We start from the raw sequence: 20,351 nt of genomic DNA, 5'->3' as shown, positions 1-20,351 counted from the left end.
ATGCCTGACCCCACTGGGGCGTTCACTACAGGCACCCTTCGCGAGCCTCTATCTCTGGACGGTTGAGTATATGGATACAATCCGGCATCTCCAGGCAAAGTTCGACAGCCGTCAGGCGTGATATTGCGTTATCCTTCCGCCGGGCTTTCAGCTGCGAGGCGTTATGATAGCGTCTCGAGCGATTTCGCGAGTTCGCTGATGAGCGGTGAAGGGGCATCGACTGTGTATATGCCAAATTCGGCGACCGGCGCTATGGGCAGGTTGTATCTTCCATTGATCGTCTGGCAATCTGATGGGACTGCTTCGGAAAACAGCACCCCAACGCCCAATCCTCCCCGCAAAGCCGTTAACATAGCGGGTAAACTTTTCACGCGACAGCCAACGGTCCATGCAATGCCTGCTTCTGCAAGGGACGCGATCATCCGGTCCTGCCACGAACAGGATGTTTCAAAAAGAACCACGGGAAGCGGGTTCTTTTCGTCCACGTCGAGCAATCGGCTTGCGCACCAGACCAGTTGATAGGATATGAAACTGAGCGGCGGTAGAGCGAACCGAGCGGGATCGGCGACAACAATGTCGGTTTGCCCTTCATGAAAGGATCGCGCAAGCTGTGCCGAATTGGATGAACTGAGCTCAATGTCAACCGACGGATGCTTTTGCCGGAACTGGGCAATCGCGCCTGGAAGACGCGTGACAGCGAGATCTTCGAAGAGACCCAGCCGAATACGACCCACCAGTTTCTTATCGACCAATCCACGCTGCATATCCTCCGTGAGTGCAATTACCCTCCGCGCATAAGCCAGAAAGGCCTCTCCAGCCTCAGTCAGAGAAACCCCGCGCGAGGATCGCGTGAACAGTTCCCTGTCCAGCTCTTTTTCTATCCGATGCAATTGCATGCTGACGGCAGCCTGTGTGCGCGCAAGACGATCCGCTGCCTTACTCAAGGCGCCCGTTTCGGCAACGGCGATGAACATCCTGAGAAGTCTGAGATCGTAACTCGCGTCCATAATGAATCCTTATACCTCACTAATAATTATAAGGGTACACGGGGGGCGAGGCCTTTGGCAATATCACACCAGAAACCAGGAAATGGAGCATCACATGTCCCACTATAAAGATAAATTGGCTGCTTGCGGTATCGACTGGCCCAATCTAGCCCGGCCTGATTTGCCCTTCTCGCCAACAACGAAAGTCGATAATTTTCTCTATGTTTCAGGCCAGATACCCGAAAAGGGCAGCGACATTGCTTATGTCGGTCAGGTCGGTCGCGATATTGATATAGAAACCGCACTCGAGAGCGCGAAACTTTGCGCCGCGAATGTCATATTCTGGGCGAATGCAGCACTCGATGGCGATCTTGATCGCGTCGTCCGGCTGGCCAAGCTTACGGTCTTCGTCAATGCCGTACCTGGGTTCACCGCCTATTCGCAGATCGGCAATGGCGCCTCGCAGGTCATGAACGCGGTTTTCGGCGAACGCGGAGAACATGCGCGTTCTGCCATTGGCGTGGCGGGGCTGCCAGCCAACGTGCCAGTCGAAGTTGAAGCCGTTTTTCACATTCGTTGATCAAGGGACCTGCAAATGTCCGTCGTGCATTTCAATCATAGCGGCGCGGGGCTGCCATCCGCCGAAACGGTTCAAGCGGTCGTTGATCATCTGCGCGTCGAAGCGGAACGCGGTCCGATGGAGGCTGGTGCGTTTGCATCCGATGCCATCCAGAACACCTATCAGGCGGCAGCACAACTGCTGGGCTGCTCGCCACAGGATGTCGCCTTCGGAACCAGCCACGGCCAGCTTTATGGCAACCTGATTGCTTCGATACCGCTATCTGCCGGCGACAAGATTGTTGTCAGCCGTCAGGAATGGATTGGCAATGTTTTATGCCTGCAACGCTCCGCAGATTTGAGCGGCGCTTCGCTCTCCTTGATGGCTTCGGATGATACGAGCGCCGTGGACCCCGTTGTGCTCCTTGAAAACCTCTCATCGGAGGTGCGCATTGTCGCTCTTACCTGGATTGGAGCAGGAAGTGCATTGATCAATCCTGCGGCCGCGATTGGCGCCGCCATTCGTGAGGCCGGTTCATCAGCGTTTTTTATCATCGATGCCAGTCAGGCAATTGGACAGGTGCCGATCAATGTTGCCGAATTAGGCTGTGATGCTCTGATCGCGTGCGGGCGGAAATTTCTACGCGGGCCGCGCGGAACGGCATTGGCCTATATTTCTCCCCGCCTTGCCGCAGAAATCGTGCCGCGTAGCATCGACAACCTGTCCTCAACCTTAAGCACCGGAAACGTTGTGGTGGCAAACAGCGCTCGGGCTTTTGAGTTTGGTGAGGAATCGGTGGCCCTCAAACTCGGCCTCGGGAAAGCAATAGAACAAAGCCTCGCTTTGGGTGTGGACCGTATCCGACTGGATCTGGATCACAAAGCGAGCGTTCTTCGTCGGGCACTTGGTGAAATACCGGGCGTCCATTTACTTGATCTTGGAGACAGTAAAGGCGCTGCCGTCACCTTTGTAATTGATAGCTTTCCTTGCGCGCCTGTAAAACAACATCTCGCTGATATGGGCATCAACATCGGCATGAACGGAACGGGCTACACGCCTTACGACATGTCGATACGCGGGATTTCGGAACTACTTCGAGCCTCCGTACATTTGAGCACTACCGATGAACATATCGCCGTGATCGTCAATGCAGTCAGATCAATCACCAGTTCCAGAGTTCGAGTATCAAAATGAATCACAAAAAGCAGACTGCACTTCTTCTGGGTGGAAACAAAGGACTTGGCTTGGGCGTTGCAGAGGCTCTTTCAAGGCGCGGCGTAAATGTTGCACTCGTCGGTAGGGACAAGGTCGCCATGCGCGCAGCGGAGGAGCGCCTTGACACACATGCTGGTTCGGTAACGTCTTTCACCTGCGATCTGACCGATGCTGCCAGTGTCACCAGAATGATGGAAAATGTGGACAATGCCATTGGCAGCATCGATATCCTGCTTCTGAATGGCGGCGGCCCCGCCCCAATCGCAGCGTCACGATATGACGAAGCCTACTGGAACACGCAGATCAGAAGCATGTTCCTCAGCCAAATCGAGATCGCCGCTCACTATCTGCCAGCCATGCGGAAACGTCATTTCGGTCGGATCATCGCTGTATCCTCGACAAGCATCCGGGAACCCATTCCCAATCTGGCTGCATCCAATGCCTTAAGATCTGCCCTCGCGGGATGGGCCAAGACGCTTGCCACTGAAGTGGCTGGAGATGGCGTAACTGTCAATGTCGTCATGCCGGGCCGTTTTGCGACCGAGCGTACAACCCGTCTGGACGAGTTGGATGCCGCCGAGCGAGGTGTAGATCCAGCGGTCATTGCTGCCGAGAGCCAGCGAGAAATTCCCGTCGGACGCTATGGCACACCGGAGGAATTCGGCGAGGTTGTGGCGTTCCTTGCCAGCGAGGCGGCAAGCTATGTCAACGGTGTGGCATTGCCAATCGACGGGGGCCTCAGTCGTTCGATGATCTGACACGCGCTTTGTCAGACAAAAATCAGCACTTCCCCATCTCGATGGCTGCGACAACGCATGAAACGGGATGGGCAAGCCGCCAAACTGAAAGGCCTTGCACTTTTCCAAAACCAAAATAATCAACCTCAATATTTTTCTATTAGAAAATTTCTGTTGACTCCGCACGTCATTTTGAAATATCTATGCCTCAACAAAATAAGAGGGGCGTTAAGTAAATGCGTGCATTGCTGGACAAAATCGATCGGAAGCTCGTCAAGCTTCTGTCAGACGACGCACGCGATGGCGCCAACCAGATCGCCGAGCGGCTTGAGCTCAGCCCACCCACAATTCGGGCACGACTGAAAAACCTTATCGAGAATAAGCTTTTCAAGATTTCCGGCGTTGTGAACGTTTCGGAGCGTCCCGAGCTTGTCGTCGCGATGATGGGCATTCACGCTAACGGACAGGGCCGTCTCGACGAAATCGCGCGAAAGATGTCCGAGCTGTCTTTCGTCACTTCCGTCAGTATCGTCACCGGCAGATACGACATTCTTTGCGAAGTGATGTTCGAGGGAGATATGGAAGAATTATACCGGGTGACGAGTGAGTTGCTGCCCGGACTGGCAGAGCCAGGAACAATTCAAGGCAGCGAGACCTTCGTTGTCATGAAATCCCATAATAAGTGGCTGAGCCTGCCGCGCGGTGTATGGGAAGACGAAGAGAGCGACAAGCAGGCTCAATAATCCGCCACCAAAATGACCGTTCTATTTGGCCGCCTTGCGCGGAGACGGCCGACTATTGCCTAACGAGGGAGAACTGAAACAAAATGTTGAAGAAAATCAATGCACTCATGGCGTCTGCAATGTTTGTTGCGCTCATGGGAGCGGCTGCGCAGACCACGACAGCGCATGCTGGAACACTTGACGATATCCTCGCCCGCGGCGAACTGCGCGTTGCGGTTCAAACCCAGGGCCCACCCTATTCATTCATGGACAGGAACGGTAAGCGGACAGGAAGCGCCATTGAATTGACCGAACTGATGGCCAAGGAAATGGGCGTTAAGGTAACATATCTCGATTTCGATTGGGATGGACTCATCCCGGCGCTTCTTTCCGGTAAGGCTGACATATTGGCAGCAGACATGACCGCCACGATGAGCCGTGCGACCAAGGTTGCGTTCACCAAGCCATGGATTCACGTCGGCACTGTCGCTTTCACCGCTGCAGGCGGCGACTTCAAGAGTGTGGAAGACTGCAAAAAGCCCGGAACGACGGTCGCTGTCATTCTCGGATCGACTGCGGAAAAGAACATGCCGAAATACTTCCCAGAAGCGACCGTGAAGGCGTTCAAAGGCGGCGGTACGGTGGTTCTTGACGCGGTTGCATCCGGCCAAGCCCAATGCGGTGTAAACGACAACACGGCGGTCGCGGCCCAGGTGCAGAACTATCCTGAAGGCACATTTGAAGTCTTTCCGGAAATGCTTAGCGCAGAACCGCTTGCCTATGCAGTGCGCTACGACTCTCAGGACCTGATGATCTGGACGAACCTGTTTCTTGACAACGTGACGCTCGATGGCCGTTTGAAAGAAAACATGGATTATTGGGTCAATTCAAACAAGTGGCAAGCTGACCACTGATACCGACAAAGGTGCGGAACCATTCCGTTCCGCACCTTTGATCAAAAATTGAATCCAACCGGTGAGACATGTTTGGCAATCTGAACATACGGGTCATTTCGGAATATCTCCCAGATCTCTGGCAGGGTTTTCTGAATACATTGATGTTGTCGGCAGCCGGGTTCACCGGCGCAATGATCATAGGCATTGTTGCTTGTGCGCTCAGCATCCAGCCCACCCGCTGGCTGCGTATGATCGGCATTGCCTATATCGATCTTATCCGGGCGACTCCGCTGCTCGCACAACTCTATTTTCTCTATTTCGGGCTGCCGCGTCTCGGCATCATCCTGCCGGAAATGGTCATCGGCATCATAGCCCTGTCAATCAATTCCGGTGCCTATGTTGCTGAGATTATTCGCTCGGGCATCCTTTCCATTCCGCGCGGCCAGTTCGAAGCGGCTTTAAGTTCTGGCTTCACCTATATGCAGCGTATGCGCCTTATCGTTCTGCCGCAGGCGGTGCGACCGACAATTTCGCCGATGATCGGACAGGCAATCGTACTTGTGAAGGATTCGTCCCTTCTTTCTCTGATTTCCGTCGTTGAGCTTACCCGCGTCGGGCAACAGATCGCGCTTGATCGCTTCATGCCCGTTGAAGGGCTTGCAGCGACAGCTGCGGGCTTCCTGCTGATCTATTATCTGCTCAAGGCAATGGCTGGCACCTGGTCGCGTTTCAATCGCATGCCGGAACGCTAACAGGAGGCGCATATGTTTTGGTTTCAAGTCGAACGCTTGTTGAACTTCTGGCCCGTTCTGCTGAAGGGCCTTGGGATGACCGTTGCGCTGTCACTCCTGTCCCTCGTCATCGGGATGGTGTTTGGACTGATCCTTGGAGTACTCCGCGCCGGCGGAAATCGATGGCTATCAGCGATAACCGGGTTCTATATCGATCTGTTTCGCGGCACGCCCTTTCTGGTTCAGGTTTTCATCTGCTTCTTCATTCTGCCAACGATTGGGGTTGAACTCTCTGCATTCAATGCGGGCGTGATAGCACTTTCGAATCTGTCAGCGTGCTTTATCGGTGAAATCGTTGCTTCCGGCATCAAGGCGGTTCCGCGCGGGCAGACCGAGGCGGCAATTGCGTCGGGCTTCACCTATGCTCAACAGCTTCGGTTGATCGTCATGCCGCAGGCTTTGCGTATTGTTCGTCCTTCTCTGGTTGGACAATTCATCCTGCTCGTCAAGGATTCCTCTGTTGTTTCCGCGATCGGTATCATGGACCTCACCCGCTCCGGCTGGATGATCGTACAGAATATTCCTAACGGTCTGCTGGTCTTTGGCGTCGTCGGTATCGGTTACTTTATCGTCTGCTATCCGATGATCTATCTTTCACGTCGCATCGAACGCGGCACGCAATCTCCTATTTTGTAATTGGACAGGTCTAATGATTGAATTTCAGGGTCTGAACAAATGGTTCGGCAGCGCGCTTCATGTGCTCAACAATATCGATCTGAAAGTCAGCAAGGGCGAAGTCGTCGTGGTTTGCGGACCTTCCGGCTCCGGCAAGAGCACTCTGATCCGATGTGTCAATGGACTGGAAGCCTTTCAGTCTGGAAAGCTTGTCGTAGACAGCATTGATCTGAGTTCTAAGGCAGCTGCCTTGCGTGAGTTGCGCATGGAAGTCGGGTTTGTCTTCCAGCAGTTCAATCTGTATCCGCACAAGACAGCACTTGAGAATGTAACCCTCGCTCCCATTCATGTGCGTGGATTATCAAAAGCCGAAGCCGAGAAACGCGGCAGGGAACTGCTTGCCAAAGTAGGCCTCGCTGACCGCATGAATAATTATCCGAACCAGCTGTCGGGTGGTCAACAGCAGCGTGTCGCCATTGCGCGCTCACTTTGCATGCAGCCCCGGATAATGCTGTTCGATGAACCTACGTCAGCGCTTGATCCTGAAATGATCAACGAGGTGCTGGATGTCATGGTCAGCCTTGCCAAAGAAGGCATGACAATGATGGTTGTCACCCACGAAATGGGTTTCGCCCGAAGCGTTGCTGATCGTGTCGTATTCATGGATCGTGGTTCGATTATTGAAAGCGGCGAACCGGAAAACTTCTTCAAGAACCCGCAAAATGAGCGCACGCGCGATTTCCTGAGCAAAGTCCTCCACCACTGACGCGACCTTCGTCGCATAATTGAGATAGATCGATCCTTATGCAGCATCGTCAGCAAAACGGTGAACGACTTTCTGTTGCCATCATCGGCGCGGGAATTGTCGGATGTAGCGCCGCACTCACTCTTGCCAAAGAAGGTCACAGCGTCACGGTTTTTGGTGATGAGGAGCCGGGGGCCGGGACTTCCTATGGAAACGCGGGCGCTATTGTCACGGGTTCGATTACGCCTACCGCAACACCCGCGGTGGTCCGCTCTCTGCCAACCTATATGTTTAACTGCAACTCTCCGGCAGTCTTGCGCCTTCATCATACCGCGAAAGCGCTGCCTTGGATAAAGCGCTTCATCGCGGCGGGCACCACAACAGCGGTTGATCGCATTGCTGCAGCAATGCATCCTCTCGTTTCCCAAGCTCTGGTCGCGCATCAGGAACTGACGGCAATTGCTGCAGTCAAGGATCTGATCACGCAAGAAGGTTGGCTGAAAGTCTATGACAGCGCCAAGGATTTCCAAAGCTCTGCACTTGAACGCCAACTTATGGAACGTCACGACGTCTGCCACAAAATCCTTAGCCAATCCTCGCTTCTGGATCTTGAACCGGCGCTCAATCCCGCTTCGTGTTTTAAGGGCCTCTATCAGCCGAAAGCAGGAAATGTCCGCTTTCCGAAGAAACTCGCAAGCGTCTATCTGGAAACAGCACATACTTTTGGTGCGGCCTTCGTTCGCGAGCACGTCAGCTCAGTTCGACCTTCAGAACGGGGCGGCGTCGCGCTCCGGGTTTTCTCCGGAGAGCAGCACTTTGATCGTGTGGTCATTGCAGCGGGTGCATGGTCCTCCATTTTAACAAGGCAACTTGGAGACAAGGTTTCGCTTGAGAGCGAACGCGGATACCACATCAGCTTCGGTGAAGGGTCCCAGTCATTGTTACGTGGTCCGGTCGTCATTCCCGGCAAAGGCTTTGTTTTGTCTCCAATGCATGACGGGTTGCGCCTGATAAGCGGCGATGAACTGGCGGGACTGAAAGCACCACCAAACTACAAGCGCATTCGCGCGCTACTGCCGGAGGCTTTGATGGCCGTACCAGCCCTCAAGGACTGGCGCCCGACATCTGAATGGATGGGCCATAGACCCTCAACGCCCGACACATTACCGGTGATCGGTCGAGCCCTTAAATGCCGCGACGTGATCTATGCGTTCGGACACGGGCATCTGGGAGTGACTCTCTCCGCTATAACCGCCCAGCTTGTTGCTGATCTGGTCGGCGAGCGTACGCCTGCTATCGATATTACACCATACAGCCCCACGAGATTCTGAAATCCGATGTCTGCATTTCCTATTAATCTTGATAACACTCCGCAATTCGATGGCCTCCTTCCTGATGTTGTTGACGTAACGATTATCGGCGGCGGCATCATTGGAGTTATGGCGGCCTGGGAACTGCGGAAACGTGGATTGAAGGTCCTTCTCTGCGAGAAAGGTCGCATCGCTGGCGAACAATCCAGCCGAAACTGGGGCTGGATCCGTCAACAGGGTCGTGATTACGCAGAACTGCCCATCATGATGGACACGATCCCTCTCTGGAAAAGCCTAAACGAGAAGATCCTCGAGCAGATCGGCTTTCGCCAGAAAGGCATTACTTATCTCGCACGCAGCAAAGCCAAGCTCGAAAAATTCGAGCAATGGCTTGACGGTGCGCGCCAATACGGCGTCGATACGCGCATGTTATCCCAACGCGAAGTTGGCGCGATGATATCCGAAGGTAGGGGCTGGATTGGCGGCATGACCACACCGTCCGATGCTATGGCTGAACCGTTCGTTGCGGTCCCGACATTGGCTCAGGCAGCCGCTGAAGACGGTGTCATCATTCGCGAAAACTGCGCCATTCGCACATTGGACATTACAGGCAATCACATTCAAGGTGTCGCCACTGAGAGCGGCTATGTAAAATGTGAGAGAGTGGTAGTTGCGGCTGGCGCGTGGAGCGCCCTGTTTTTGAAACGGCACGGCATTCATCTCCCCCAACTGTCCGTCCTATCTTCTGCCTTGCAGATAGAACTGGCGACAGCGCCGCACGATGCCGCTGCCGCCGATGACCGCATCGCGTTCCGGCGTCGCACTGACGGGAGCTACACATTAACACCTTGGTCCACACATGATTTCTTCATCGGTCCGGATGCCTTCAGAAACTTTTCAGCTTACATTCCACAGTTGCGCGAGGACTTTACAAGCACGCGGTTCCGGCTTTCCGCTCCGCAGAATTATCCAGATGCATGGCGAACGCCCCGACGCTGGTCGAAAATAGACGAAACGCCGTTTGAGCGGTGCCGTGTACTGGATCCGAAGCCCAACCAGAAAGAGCTCAGCCGGGTTCTCAAGCAATTCGCTGCGGCATTTCCGAAGATCGGGACACCGCGCATTATACGAAGTTGGGCTGGTATGATCGACACCATGCCAGACGTGTTGCCCGTCGTGGATCAAGCCAGTATAAGCGGGCTTACGATTGCCACAGGAATGAGCGGCCACGGTTTCGGCATAGGTCCGGGCATGGCTCGTATTATCGCGGATCTGGTAGAATTGCGCCAACCGTCCTGGTCAATAGAACAGTTCGCGTTGGCGCGATATTCAACATAGTCGGATTGGGAGTCAGAACCTGACCCCGCCACCCATCAGTTTCCGGCAAGCATCTTTGCAAGCATGAAGCCAGAGCCGGCGCCGGTGCCAGCACCGGGCCAGGTGGAGGCGCCGCACATATAAAGTGAGCGGACGGGCGTTTTGTAGCGCGAGTATCCTGCAATGGGGCGGAACAGGAAATTCTGATCGAGATGGTGTGAGCCGCTCAAATTGTCACCGCCGATAAGATTGGCGTTCTCACGTTCAAGGTCTGCGGGTGAAAAGACCGAGCGCCCCCGGATCATGCCGCTGATCCCGGGCGCATAGCGCTCAAGGATTCCGATGACCCGATCGGCATAGGCGTCCTTCGCACTGTTCCAATCCGCAACAGCGATCTCTCCCATCGCATCGCCCTTGATCTCCGCCGGGAGGACACGGACCTGCACCCAGAGAAGATGCTTGCCTTCCGGTGCACGCGATGGATCAATGGCCGTGGGCTGGCCAACCACAAGGGCCGGTTCTCCAGGCAGCAATCCATCCATAGCTTCCGCGTAAACCCGCGCCATCATGGCAAGGTCCGGGGCAATATGAACATAAGCGAAGCGCTTGAGTTCAGCGCCCGCAGTCCAGTTTGGCAACTCGTCCATGGCGAGGTGGATCATCATCGTGCCGGGTCCGGCCCGAAAAGCATTCGTCGCCTTGTGGACTTTTTGCGGGACCGCCGACTGGGGCAACATGTCACTGCCAAACAGCACCTTGGGATTGAGGTTGGCGATCACCGCTCGCTTCGCACTCAACGCCCGTCCGTCGGACAACATCACGCCCGTCGCTCGTCCGGCCTTATCGAGACTGATCTTTTCGACACGCTGGCCCAGAATGAGTTGTCCCCCCTTCTCGTGCAGGAGACCCGCCATCGCGCGAATGATCGTATCTGCGCCTCCCTTGCCAATAACCATGCCGAACGCCTGATTTGCCATTGACTCGAGATAGGGAAATAGTGCTCCGCCTGCAACGTCGGGCGCGAAATCAAGATGCAGGCCCCAAGCGGCCATCATGGCCTTAAGTTTGGGACTTTCGAAATTCGCGTCAAGAAAATCACGTGGCGTCGCCAGCAGAAGCTGCGCGATACGCCAGAGATTATCCATGCCGAGCGACCTGTAGGCCTTCCAGACTGTCCTTACCGCTGACAGGGAAGGCATCGGCGAGCCGAGCAGGCCGAAAATATGCGGCGCATTGCGCTCGAAATCAGAAAGCATAGTCGCCCACGCCTCGGCGTCGACGGGCGACAGTTCCGCAATCCTTGCATTCGTTACCGTCACATCGCTGGAAACGCCAAGATGAGTACCGTCGCGAAAGACACTGGCAAAGCAATTTTGCGCCGGTACGAATTCGAGACCCTGTGCAGCAAGATCCGCGGCATAGGTTGCGTGAAAAGCTGAGCCAGCGAACATCGAAAGGTTCATGGCAGCCCAGTCGTGACGGAAGCCCGGCTCTGTCAACTCCAGAGTCTTCACCGCCCCGCCAGGAGAAGCTGCCGCTTCGACAACAGCAACACTCCAACCCTTTGCCGCCAGATGCACCGCCGCAGCGAGGCCATTATGCCCCGCGCCTACGACCACTGCATCGAACTCAACGTCATGTCCACTCATTCAGGCCCCCATTATTTTCAAATGCATATAATAGTGTAGATCGATTTTGGCAGGCTTCTGACCTCGCAGATTTAAATCATCAGGTCATCGCGGATCTTGAAGGCCCGATATGTTGTAAAGTTCACCTTTGAGAGCAGGCATTTCGTTGCATTCACATATGATATCTTTTAAGCTTCAAGAAAATTCATATCAAGCTTTTTTAAAAAGCGAATGAGGGGCACCATGTCGCAAAATTCTCAGTTGGACTCGAGTGAACAGGCTCGCCGATACGCGCGCTAACACGGGTAATAAAGTAATCGGAATCGAGCCAGCGCGAGGCTATTTTTCGGGGAGCGACGACACTATGACGGCACATGACTATATCGTGGTCGGCAGCGGCATAAACGCACTGGTAGCGGCCGCCATGCTTGGCAAAAAGGGCAAAAAGGTTCTGCTGCTCGAGCGCAATGACCGTCTCGGCGGCTGCCTGCGCACGGAAGAGATCACTGCACCGGGCTTCCGTCACGACGTCATGGCAACGACCATGGTGCTGTTCCTGACCTCGCCCGCCTATGCTGCGCTTGGCAAGGATCTGGAGGCGCGAGGCCTCGAATTCGCCCACGCAGACCTGCCCACCGGCGTCGTACTGGCGGACGGGCGGCATGCAATCCTGTCCAAAGACCGTAAAGCCAACATCGCTGCCTTCGACGCGCTCGCCGAGGGCGACGGCAAGTCCTTTGCCTGTGAGATGGACCGGATGGGTGCCGACGCACCCTTCATGTTCTCGCTGCTAGGCGGCTCGCTCTGGTCCGGCGGCATATTCAAGATCGTGCTGAAGGAAGCCTGGAAACGCGGGCCCCGCAATCTCGCCGCGTGGTTCGCCGAGGCGCTCGTCAATGGCCGCCATCATCTTGAAACCACCTATCAGTCGGATGTGATGCGCGGGCTCTTTGCCCCTTGGGTCCTTCATTGCGGGCTCAATCCCGAAAGCACTTATTCTGCGGCAATGCTCCGGGTCATCGGTTTTGCCATCGAACTGGCGGGTTGTCCGATTGTCAAAGGCGGCGCCGAAAATCTCGTCAAGGCGTTCACGCAGCTCATTACGGATCAGGGCGGCACCATTCGCACCGGCGCGGATGTGGATGCAATACTGGAGGACCACAAAGGACAGGCCACGGGTGTTAAGCTTGCCGATGGCGAGGTGCTGGAGGCAGGCAAGGGTGTCATTGCATCGGTCACGCCCAACCAGCTTTATGGACACCTGCTGAAGGGCTCCAGCAGGCCGCTGCCCTCAGATATTGCGGATGGGCTGCGAGCTTATCGCTATGGCAAGGGCGACATGCAGATACACTACGCGCTCAAGTCGCCGCCGCGCTGGAAGGGCGGCGAGGACTTGTCGAAAGTTGCGCTCTTGCATCTTACACCGGGCCTCAACGGTGTGTCTCGTGCGGCGAATGAATGTGACCGTGGCATGCTGCCAGCGGTGCCGACCATCTGCGTCGGCCAGCCGACCGCGCTCGACCCATCCCGCGCGCCGGAAGGCCAGGCGATCCTCTGGCTACAATTGCCTGAAGCCCCGCGACACATCGAAGGCGATGCTGCCGGAGAACTCGCCACGCCTGCCGATGGCCGCTGGACCGACGAACTGCGCGAACACTATGCCGACCGTGTCGAGCGCATCCTTGCCCAGCACATCGAAGGCTTCGCCGAGACGATCATCGCCCGCAAGGCGTATTCACCAGCCGATCTTGAATCCATGAATATGAACCTCGTGGGCGGCGACCCCTATGGGGGCTTCTGCGGCGTCGATCAGTTTTTCATCTGGCGTCCGTTCAAGTCATCGGTCAACCACCGCACCCACGTTCCCGGTCTTTATCATATCGGCGCATCGACCCATCCCGGCCCCGGCTTGGGAGGCGGCTCCGGCATGCTGCTCGCGGCCTCGCTGAAATAGGATTGTCGTTAAACGGGTGCGGTAGCATCTGCGACTGCATCTTTGAACCCATGCAGAATCATATTTCTTGCTCTTCAAGTTCGTAAAACTGCAAATAAGGACTGCTTGAGCTTGTACTTACTTAGGGCAAAGGGCGAAAATGAAAACGAAGTAATATGCATAGGCATATAGCTCGACCTAAAATTGTTTCCTGACCGTACAATTCGCTTGCCAGTCAAACGCCGCTATTTTAAGATTAAAATATTCCGACCAATAAATAACCTTGGCGAGCGCGGGAACGCTCAAAAAGCCGGGATCAGGGGAACGCGGAGCAAAACATGACTGAATTCACCCGTCGCCAGACGTTGGGTATGGGCGTTGCTGCTTTTTTGACGAGCATTCTGGCAGGGCGTTTGCCGGTGCAGGCGGCAGAAACCGACACGCTTACCATCGCTTTCAACGTCAATCTTCCGTCCTTCGATCCGACCGTCGGTCCGTCGGCGGTCAATCCGACGATTCAGGCAATCTACCGCTCGATTTTCGACCAGTATATCGGCCAGGACCCCGACCTCAAATTCGTTCCGGGCCTGCTGACAGGCTGGGGCTGGAACGACGACAAGACCAAGGTCTGGATGGATGTTCGCGAGGGTGTGACCTGGCATGACGGCTCGCCGTTCACCCCGGAAGATGTGGTCTGGGCGCTGGAGCGCGCCGCCGACGAAAAGACCGGCAACCCGATCCAGTTCGTCTGGTCCACTGTCGGCAACTACAAGATCGAAGGCAACAAGATCACTGGCGATGTGCTGCGCTTCGAACCCACCTATTTCATGTGGATGGCCTTCCTCACAGGCTACATCCTGCCCAAAGCCTATTATGAGAAAGTGGGCGCGGAGGGCTTCGAGAAGAAGCCTGTCGGCACAGGCCCCTATATGGTTGACGCCTATGAAGGCAACGCCTTCCTGCGCCTTAAGGCCAACCCAAATTATTGGGGCGGCAAGCCAGCTTTCGAAACTGTGATCTTCAAGTTCGTGCCGGATGGCACCAGCCGGGTTGCCGAGATCGAATCCGGCTCGTCCGACGTCACGCTTGAAATCCCGTATGAAGAATTCGACCGCCTGAAGGAAAAGAACGGTCTGGCAGGCGTCGCGACTCCGATCTCGGATATCGGCATGATCTTCCTTAACAATATCGAAGTCATGAACGACAAGAATGTGCGCTTGGCCGCCTGTCACGCCGTTGACAAGCAAGCTATCGTCAAGCGCCTGCTGCGTGGCTACGGCGTACCAATCGACACGCTCGAAGCGCCGGAATATTCGGCCTATGATCCATCAATCAAGGTTCCTTACGATCCCGAACTCTCCAAAAAACTGCTGGCCGACTCCGGCTATTCGACCGACAAACCGGTGAAGTTCAAGATTCAGACCACCCGTGGCCTGAAGCCGAAGGACTACGAAATGGTTCAGGCCATTGTGGGCATGTGGCGCAAGGTCGGCATCGAAGCTGAGATAGAGGTCTATGAGATAGCCAAGCACTATGAGTTGCGCGCCGCCGACCAGCTTGCACCAGCTGCCTTCTACAACTGGGGCAATGCGATCGGCGACCCGACCACCTCAACAGGCTTCGCCATGTTCGGCCCTTCGCCCCACTCGGTATGGAACACCGACGATCTGGATGGCATGATCGTTCCGCTTTGGGGTGAGAAAGACGAGGCCAAGCGCATCGCTGGCTGGAAAGCCGTCTGCAAGTATATTGCGGAGCAAGGTTACGTGCTGCCGTTGCTGCAATACGCACAGCCTATTGTCTATAAATCAACGCTGAAGGTCACCCCGAATGTTTCGGGCGCGCTGCAACCAACCTTGGTATCAAAGGCTTGATAGCATGTTGGCCGGGCACGCGCTGTGCCAGCCTTCCATTGCTTGATTGATGTCCGGCCTGCTTGGCCGGACACACCAGTATAGTGTCTACGTCTGCCTGCGCGAGACTCCATAACCATGCATTTGCTTGCTCTTTCTATCCTGAACCGTCTGGTTCTCGCGACGGTGACCCTGTTTGGGGTTGCAGTTGTGGTTTTTGTCCTGTTGCGCGTCGTTCCCGGCGACCCTATCGCCATGATGATCTCGCCGGGCGCTACACCGGAACAGATCGCGCAGCTTCGCGCGAACTATGGACTCGATGGCAGTATCTTCAGCCAGTTCAGTATCTGGCTGACGTCACTGCTTTCAGGAGATTTCGGCACCTCCATCTCGCTGCGCCGCAATGTTCTGGAACTGTTGTCCGAACGCCTGCCAGCAACCCTTGAGCTCGCCTTCATCGCACTGATCTTCGCTATTCTGCTCGGCGCTGCCGTGGCGATTGCTGGCACGCTCGTGCGCCGCACCCCTGCCGAACCCGTCATCGATACCGTCAACGGCGTGGTGCTGGCTGTGCCCGACTTCGTCTGGGCACTGGCACTTGTGTTGGTGTTGGGTGTGTTCTTCCCCATATTACCTCTGTCCGGGCGGATCGATCCGAGCGTGCAGAGCAATTTTGCAACCCCCTTCTATCTGTTCGAAAGCCTGCTACGCCTGCGCTTCGCGCAGTTCGCCGACATCGCCGCCCATATGACCATGCCAGTACTGGCGCTCGGTTTGCCGCTCGCGGCGATTATCGCCCGCGTGCTGAAGGAGGCGCTGCTCGAAGCCATGGTGCAGGACTATGTGCTGCTCGCCAAGCTCAAGGGCATGTCCTCGTTACGGCTGGTGTTGCAAGAGGCACTGCGCAATGCCGTTGGCCCCACCATCGCGCTGACCGGAGTGCAGTTCACCTTCCTGATCGGCGGCACAGTCATCGTTGAGCGTATCTTCGCCTATCCCGGCATCGGCAATATGGCAATCGACGCTGTCATCAACCGCGACCTGCCACTCATTCAGGGCCTTGTCCTCGTCTTCGGCGCCCTGTTCATCGTTATCAATATTATGGTTGACGTCCTCGTCGCCGCATTCAATCCGAGGCTGCGCCATGGTTAAGTCACTGCGCGCGGCGCTTTCTGAACCCAAGGTAATTCTCGGCGGCGGCTTTATTCTCTGCCTGATACTGGTTGCCATCTTTGCGCCGTGGCTTGCACCCAAGGATCCGCTCGAACAGGATCTGATGCTCGCCACGCTGCCACCAGCAGGCTATGCTGGCACCGAGCCCGGTTACTGGTTTGGCACCGACGATCTTGGTCGCGACGTGCTTTCGCGCCTGATCCACGGCACACGCGTCGCCTTGCTGGTCGCCTTCATCGCCGCAGGTCTTGCAGCACTGGTTGGCACCGCACTCGGACTGCTCGCAGGCTGGTATCGCGGCTGGGTGGACGCCGTCATCTCACGTCTCGTCGACATCTGGATGGCGTTCCCGCCGGTACTGCTATCGATCCTGCTGGTGGCAGTCTTCGGCGCGGGCGTGCATTCGGTCATCGCAGCCATCGTCATCATCGACTGGACGCGTTTCTGTCGTGTCGTCCGTTCGGAAACGATGGCGCAGGCGCGGATGGACTATGTAACGGCAGCGCAAGTTCTCGGCTTCTCGCGCTTCAAGATCCTGATCGGCCAGATCCTGCCGAATGTCGCCCCGGTCCTGATCGCGCTCATCAGCCTGGAAATGGGTATCGCCGTCATCGTCGAGGCTATTCTCTCATTCGTCGGTCTTTCCGTCTCGTCCGACACGCCAACCTGGGGCGGCATGATCGCGCAGGGCCGACAGATCATCTATCAGGGATGGTGGGTATTGGTGGCGCCTCTCGTGATGCTTTTCCTGACCGTTCTTGCCTTCAACCAGCTCGGCGACGGCCTGCGCCGCGCCCTTGACCCGATGATGCGCCGATGACCGAACCCCTTCTCTCCATCAACAGCCTGTCGGCGGTCTCGGATCGGGATGGCGGCTCGCCCGTTCTTCGTGATGTCGCATTGACACTCGGGCGCGGCGAGGTCCGCGGCCTCGTCGGTGAGAGCGGCGCCGGCAAATCGACCATCGCCAAGGCGCTGCTTGGTATCCTGCCGCGCACGGTCCGCATTACCCGCGGCACCATCAATTTCGAGGGTCGCGACCTCCTGACCATACCGGCTCCGCAATTACGCCAGATCATGGGCAGTGAAATCTCGCTCATCCCGCAGGACCCGCAGACGGCGCTTAATCCAGGCCGTCGTATCGAGGCCCAACTGACCGACGGCTTGCGCCTCAAGCGCGGCCTGTCAAGCAAGGCGGCCCGTGAACGCGCGCTGACCCTGCTGGAGGAAGTGCATATCCGCGATCCGGAGCGGGTTCTGCGCGCTTATCCGCATGAGCTATCGGGCGGCATGCGCCAGCGCGTGCTGATTGCCTCGGCATTTGCGCTCGAACCCAAGCTCGTGATTGCCGACGAACCGACAACCGCGCTCGACGTGACCGTGCAAAAGCAGATCCTTCGCCTCATTCGCGGCATGCAGCGCACTCATGGCACGGGCGTCATATTTGTGACGCATGATCTGGGCGTCGTTGCCCAAATCTGTGACAGCGTAACGCTGCTCTACTCCGGTAAGGTGATCGAGCAGGGCAGCACCGCCGATGTCCTGCAGCGACCCAAGCACATCTACACCAAGGCGCTGATGGCGGCTGGCCCGCGCTACGACCGCCCCAATAGTGGCTTGGAGCCGGTGCCACAGTCGGTATTCGAGCAACTGCGCGCCGAGATCGGAAAAAGCTGATGACCAACATGCTTCTCACAGCTCGCGGCATAGAAGTCGCTTACGGTGCGGGTGGCCTTTTCAGCAAGTCTGCTGGCCACAAGGTACTGCATGGCATCGACATCGACATCGCGCGCGGCGAAACGATCGGCATCGTCGGCGAGTCCGGCTCGGGTAAGACAACGCTTGGTCGGGCGCTGCTGCGCCTCGTCGACATCTCCGCCGGCGAAATCCGGTTCGACGGTCAGGATATCACCAGTCTGCCCGATAACAGGATGCGACCGCTGCGCCGACGTATGCAGATGATCTTCCAGGACCCGATGGCATCGCTCAATCCGCGCCATTCCATTCGCCGCATTCTGGTGGAGCCAATGCTGTTGCACGGATTGGCGGCCAACGCCGCTGAGGCCGAGGCGAAGGTTCTCAAAATTCTCGACCGCTTCACCCTGCCCGAGGTCGTGCTTGACCGCAATGCCCACGAACTCTCGGGCGGTCAGCGCCAGCGAGTTGGCATCGCCCGCGCCGCCCTTCTCGAACCGGATTTCGTTCTGGCTGACGAAATCGTCTCCGGCCTTGACGTTTCGACGCAGGCGCAGGTACTCAACCTGATGAAAGACCTGTCGCGTGATATGGGCCTTTCCATGGCCTTCATCAGTCACGATCTTAGCGTCATTCGGGCCATCTGCGACCGCGTCTATGTGCTTCGTTTCGGCAAGGTCGTCGAGGCGGGAGCGTGCGAACAAGTCTTCGCTGATCCGAAGTCAGCCTATACCCGCGCGCTGCTCGACGCGATCCCACTACCGGAAATCGACCCGGAGTGGCTCGAGCGCGAAGCACTGCCCGAACCCCACTGACGATCAGCGCCCGAGCAGCGTTTCGAGATTAATCGACTCGGCCATTGTCAGATTGCCCTTATCACCGGGGTGAAGATGATCGCCGGAATCGAATGCTGGCGTGATGCGGGCGTTATTGTCTGGATCGCGAAGAAGCGCATCAAAATCGACCACCGCGTCGAACGCACCGCTCTTGCGAATCCACTGATTGATCTCGTTGCGAAGCGCGTCCTTGTCGGCGTTGTAGTAGCCCTCGAGCGGGGTCCCAGAAAGCGCCCCCTCGAATGGTGTCAGTGTCGCGCCAATGACACGGATGTTGCGCGCGTGTGCCAACGCGATGAGCTGCCCGTAGCTCTCGATCATAGCCTCAACGCTCGGTCGCTTGGAGTTCGGAGCAAAGGCAGTGCCTGGCCACGAAATATCGTTGATGCCGATGAATACGATGAGCGCCTTCACGTTGGGCTTGGACAGTACATCGCTCTCCAAACGGGCAACTGCGTTAACACCCATTTTGTCCTCGAGCAGGCGGGCGCCGGAAATACCCGCGTTAAGGACGGCGATGCGTCGGGGCGCAAGCCGCTTTGCAAGAAAATCGGGCCAGCGCGAGTCTGCATCCACTGTCGCTCCGTTACCATCGGTAATGGAATCGCCGATGATGACGACTGCACCTTCGTTAAGGGTATCGACCAGAACATCTGTTAAAAGAATGCGTGCATCGGTCGTGTCAATTGCCGGGAAGTCGCCCGCCGCAGTAAGGTTACCGTTGCCGAACCATGCTGTCTGACGGCCATCCCAATGGAAGGTGTCCAGGGCCGTTTCATCCGGCAGAAAAGTCGAAACCGCGAGCCGCGATTGTGCATCGGTTTGCAAATCCACCGGATCACTAACCGCCGGTGCGCCGGGCAGTATGACGACGCTCGATTTACCGCCAAAAGTGAGCTTTCGGATGGTCGACGTGGTTACTGCCGCCTGCTGACCAGCCGGAGCAACGCTGGCTCCGCCAATTTTCAAAGGCTGTTTTCCATAGGTGTTTGAGAAAACAAACCTCAGTCTCTTGCCTCCAAGACTAATTCGAACAATCTGTCGGAAAGTACGATCTTTCACCCTTGCAGGGATTTTTGTCGGGAAGGCGAAATCCCCTCCCCAGACCGGTTGTGGACTGGCCGACCACGTGCCGACCCACTGCCCACCATCGGCAATCGCGGGCGCTGGGCCAAGAAGGACGGCCCCCATCGCAAGGGCGCTTGCAATCCAGCCAGCAAATAGGAATTTCCGACCAGATCGACGGCAAGTGCTCGCGCTGTTTAGTCGAAGCGACATTATCTTCTTATCCTCTCGTTACGAGCGCATCGCTTGGGCGATGCATTTTGCTCGCGATGTTT

General features: G+C 56.5%; 19 protein-coding genes. 16 read left to right on the top strand and 3 right to left on the bottom strand.

Features of this window, described 5'->3' with window-relative positions:
• Window positions 1-161: 161 nt before the first annotated feature.
• The gene (locus WIX40_RS17920; protein ID WP_339441176.1) at window positions 162-1,007 is read right to left on the bottom strand and encodes a LysR family transcriptional regulator; all 846 of its coding nucleotides are present in this window, start codon (window positions 1,005-1,007) and stop codon (window positions 162-164) included.
• A 94-nt stretch (window positions 1,008-1,101) separates the two neighbouring features.
• Between WIX40_RS17920 and WIX40_RS17915 the strand changes: the two genes are divergently transcribed.
• The 10 genes from WIX40_RS17915 to WIX40_RS17870 all read left to right on the top strand — a co-directional run bounded on the left by WIX40_RS17915 (window position 1,102) and on the right by WIX40_RS17870 (window position 9,914).
• Window positions 1,102-1,566: a RidA family protein gene (locus tag WIX40_RS17915; protein WP_171317715.1), complete on the top strand. Its 465-nt coding sequence runs from the start codon at window positions 1,102-1,104 to the stop codon at window positions 1,564-1,566.
• Window positions 1,567-1,581: 15 nt separating this feature from the next.
• Window positions 1,582-2,739, top strand: a complete 1,158-nt coding sequence (locus WIX40_RS17910; protein WP_339441174.1) for an aminotransferase class V-fold PLP-dependent enzyme — start codon at window positions 1,582-1,584, stop codon at window positions 2,737-2,739.
• Window positions 2,736-3,518: an SDR family oxidoreductase gene (locus WIX40_RS17905; RefSeq protein WP_339441172.1), complete on the top strand. Its 783-nt coding sequence runs from the start codon at window positions 2,736-2,738 to the stop codon at window positions 3,516-3,518. The genes WIX40_RS17910 and WIX40_RS17905 overlap by 4 nt, the downstream gene beginning before the upstream one ends.
• A 215-nt stretch (window positions 3,519-3,733) precedes the next feature.
• The gene (locus WIX40_RS17900; protein WP_339441171.1) at window positions 3,734-4,240 is read left to right on the top strand and encodes an Lrp/AsnC family transcriptional regulator; all 507 of its coding nucleotides are present in this window, start codon (window positions 3,734-3,736) and stop codon (window positions 4,238-4,240) included.
• 83 nt (window positions 4,241-4,323) lie between these two features.
• Window positions 4,324-5,133: an ABC transporter substrate-binding protein gene (locus tag WIX40_RS17895; protein ID WP_171317717.1), complete on the top strand. Its 810-nt coding sequence runs from the start codon at window positions 4,324-4,326 to the stop codon at window positions 5,131-5,133.
• 68 nt (window positions 5,134-5,201) lie between these two features.
• Window positions 5,202-5,867, top strand: coding sequence for an amino acid ABC transporter permease (locus WIX40_RS17890; RefSeq protein ID WP_339441170.1), 666 nt, complete (start codon window positions 5,202-5,204; stop codon window positions 5,865-5,867).
• A 12-nt stretch (window positions 5,868-5,879) separates the two neighbouring features.
• Window positions 5,880-6,542: an amino acid ABC transporter permease gene (locus WIX40_RS17885; protein WP_339441168.1), complete on the top strand. Its 663-nt coding sequence runs from the start codon at window positions 5,880-5,882 to the stop codon at window positions 6,540-6,542.
• A 13-nt stretch (window positions 6,543-6,555) separates the two neighbouring features.
• Entirely contained in the window at window positions 6,556-7,287 is a 732-nt protein-coding gene (locus tag WIX40_RS17880; RefSeq protein WP_109366159.1) for an amino acid ABC transporter ATP-binding protein, read from the top strand.
• A gap of 38 nt (window positions 7,288-7,325) precedes the next feature.
• Entirely contained in the window at window positions 7,326-8,597 is a 1,272-nt protein-coding gene (locus WIX40_RS17875; protein WP_339441166.1) for an NAD(P)/FAD-dependent oxidoreductase, read from the top strand.
• 6 nt (window positions 8,598-8,603) lie between these two features.
• A complete protein-coding gene (locus WIX40_RS17870; protein WP_339441165.1) occupies window positions 8,604-9,914 on the top strand; it encodes an NAD(P)/FAD-dependent oxidoreductase in 1,311 nt (436 codons plus the stop codon).
• Window positions 9,915-9,949: 35 nt separating this feature from the next.
• Here the strand turns inward: WIX40_RS17870 and WIX40_RS17865 are convergent, their stop codons facing one another.
• The gene (locus WIX40_RS17865; RefSeq protein WP_339441164.1) at window positions 9,950-11,542 is read right to left on the bottom strand and encodes a phytoene desaturase family protein; all 1,593 of its coding nucleotides are present in this window, start codon (window positions 11,540-11,542) and stop codon (window positions 9,950-9,952) included.
• A 343-nt stretch (window positions 11,543-11,885) separates the two neighbouring features.
• On the opposite strand from WIX40_RS17865, the gene WIX40_RS17860 reads away from it, so the two are divergent.
• From WIX40_RS17860 to WIX40_RS17835, 6 genes are all read left to right on the top strand, one after another.
• Complete coding sequence (locus tag WIX40_RS17860) at window positions 11,886-13,475, top strand: phytoene desaturase family protein (RefSeq protein ID WP_339441162.1); 1,590 nt, start codon at window positions 11,886-11,888, stop codon at window positions 13,473-13,475.
• Window positions 13,476-13,792: 317 nt separating this feature from the next.
• Window positions 13,793-15,328, top strand: a complete 1,536-nt coding sequence (locus WIX40_RS17855) for an ABC transporter substrate-binding protein (RefSeq protein WP_339441160.1) — start codon at window positions 13,793-13,795, stop codon at window positions 15,326-15,328.
• Between the two features lie 123 nt (window positions 15,329-15,451).
• Entirely contained in the window at window positions 15,452-16,459 is a 1,008-nt protein-coding gene (locus WIX40_RS17850; RefSeq protein WP_371834166.1) for an ABC transporter permease, read from the top strand.
• Window positions 16,452-17,300: an ABC transporter permease gene (locus WIX40_RS17845; RefSeq protein WP_140025598.1), complete on the top strand. Its 849-nt coding sequence runs from the start codon at window positions 16,452-16,454 to the stop codon at window positions 17,298-17,300. Before WIX40_RS17850 ends, WIX40_RS17845 begins: the two co-directional genes overlap by 8 nt.
• Window positions 17,297-18,157: an ABC transporter ATP-binding protein gene (locus WIX40_RS17840; protein WP_339441155.1), complete on the top strand. Its 861-nt coding sequence runs from the start codon at window positions 17,297-17,299 to the stop codon at window positions 18,155-18,157. Before WIX40_RS17845 ends, WIX40_RS17840 begins: the two co-directional genes overlap by 4 nt.
• Entirely contained in the window at window positions 18,157-18,990 is an 834-nt protein-coding gene (locus WIX40_RS17835) for an ATP-binding cassette domain-containing protein (RefSeq protein ID WP_140025600.1), read from the top strand. The genes WIX40_RS17840 and WIX40_RS17835 overlap by 1 nt, the downstream gene beginning before the upstream one ends.
• 3 nt (window positions 18,991-18,993) lie before the next feature.
• On the opposite strand, the gene WIX40_RS17830 is transcribed toward WIX40_RS17835, so the two are convergent.
• Window positions 18,994-20,289, bottom strand: a complete 1,296-nt coding sequence (locus WIX40_RS17830) for an SGNH/GDSL hydrolase family protein (RefSeq protein WP_339441152.1) — start codon at window positions 20,287-20,289, stop codon at window positions 18,994-18,996.
• Window positions 20,290-20,351 lie beyond the last annotated feature (62 nt).

Origin of the sequence: Ochrobactrum teleogrylli, assembly GCF_037482325.1 — a bacterium.
GTDB classification, from domain to species: domain Bacteria; phylum Pseudomonadota; class Alphaproteobacteria; order Rhizobiales; family Rhizobiaceae; genus Brucella; species Brucella teleogrylli.
The sequence above is the reverse complement of the archived record's forward strand: the minus strand, read 5'-3'. Positions and strand labels throughout refer to the sequence as shown.

Coding starts and splice junctions, on each gene's coding strand:
- WIX40_RS17870 (WP_339441165.1), top strand. CDS start 8,604: ATGTCTGCATTTCCTATTAATCTTGATAACACTCCGCAATTCGATGGC.
- WIX40_RS17840 (WP_339441155.1), top strand. CDS start 17,297: ATGACCGAACCCCTTCTCTCCATCAACAGCCTGTCGGCGGTCTCGGAT.
- WIX40_RS17900 (WP_339441171.1), top strand. CDS start 3,734: ATGCGTGCATTGCTGGACAAAATCGATCGGAAGCTCGTCAAGCTTCTG.
- WIX40_RS17905 (WP_339441172.1), top strand. CDS start 2,736: ATGAATCACAAAAAGCAGACTGCACTTCTTCTGGGTGGAAACAAAGGA.
- WIX40_RS17910 (WP_339441174.1), top strand. CDS start 1,582: ATGTCCGTCGTGCATTTCAATCATAGCGGCGCGGGGCTGCCATCCGCC.
- WIX40_RS17830 (WP_339441152.1), bottom strand. CDS start 20,289: ATGTCGCTTCGACTAAACAGCGCGAGCACTTGCCGTCGATCTGGTCGG.
- WIX40_RS17865 (WP_339441164.1), bottom strand. CDS start 11,542: ATGAGTGGACATGACGTTGAGTTCGATGCAGTGGTCGTAGGCGCGGGG.
- WIX40_RS17855 (WP_339441160.1), top strand. CDS start 13,793: ATGACTGAATTCACCCGTCGCCAGACGTTGGGTATGGGCGTTGCTGCT.
- WIX40_RS17915 (WP_171317715.1), top strand. CDS start 1,102: ATGTCCCACTATAAAGATAAATTGGCTGCTTGCGGTATCGACTGGCCC.
- WIX40_RS17890 (WP_339441170.1), top strand. CDS start 5,202: ATGTTTGGCAATCTGAACATACGGGTCATTTCGGAATATCTCCCAGAT.
- WIX40_RS17920 (WP_339441176.1), bottom strand. CDS start 1,007: ATGGACGCGAGTTACGATCTCAGACTTCTCAGGATGTTCATCGCCGTT.
- WIX40_RS17880 (WP_109366159.1), top strand. CDS start 6,556: ATGATTGAATTTCAGGGTCTGAACAAATGGTTCGGCAGCGCGCTTCAT.
- WIX40_RS17860 (WP_339441162.1), top strand. CDS start 11,886: ATGACGGCACATGACTATATCGTGGTCGGCAGCGGCATAAACGCACTG.
- WIX40_RS17875 (WP_339441166.1), top strand. CDS start 7,326: ATGCAGCATCGTCAGCAAAACGGTGAACGACTTTCTGTTGCCATCATC.
- WIX40_RS17895 (WP_171317717.1), top strand. CDS start 4,324: ATGTTGAAGAAAATCAATGCACTCATGGCGTCTGCAATGTTTGTTGCG.
- WIX40_RS17845 (WP_140025598.1), top strand. CDS start 16,452: ATGGTTAAGTCACTGCGCGCGGCGCTTTCTGAACCCAAGGTAATTCTC.
- WIX40_RS17885 (WP_339441168.1), top strand. CDS start 5,880: ATGTTTTGGTTTCAAGTCGAACGCTTGTTGAACTTCTGGCCCGTTCTG.
- WIX40_RS17835 (WP_140025600.1), top strand. CDS start 18,157: ATGACCAACATGCTTCTCACAGCTCGCGGCATAGAAGTCGCTTACGGT.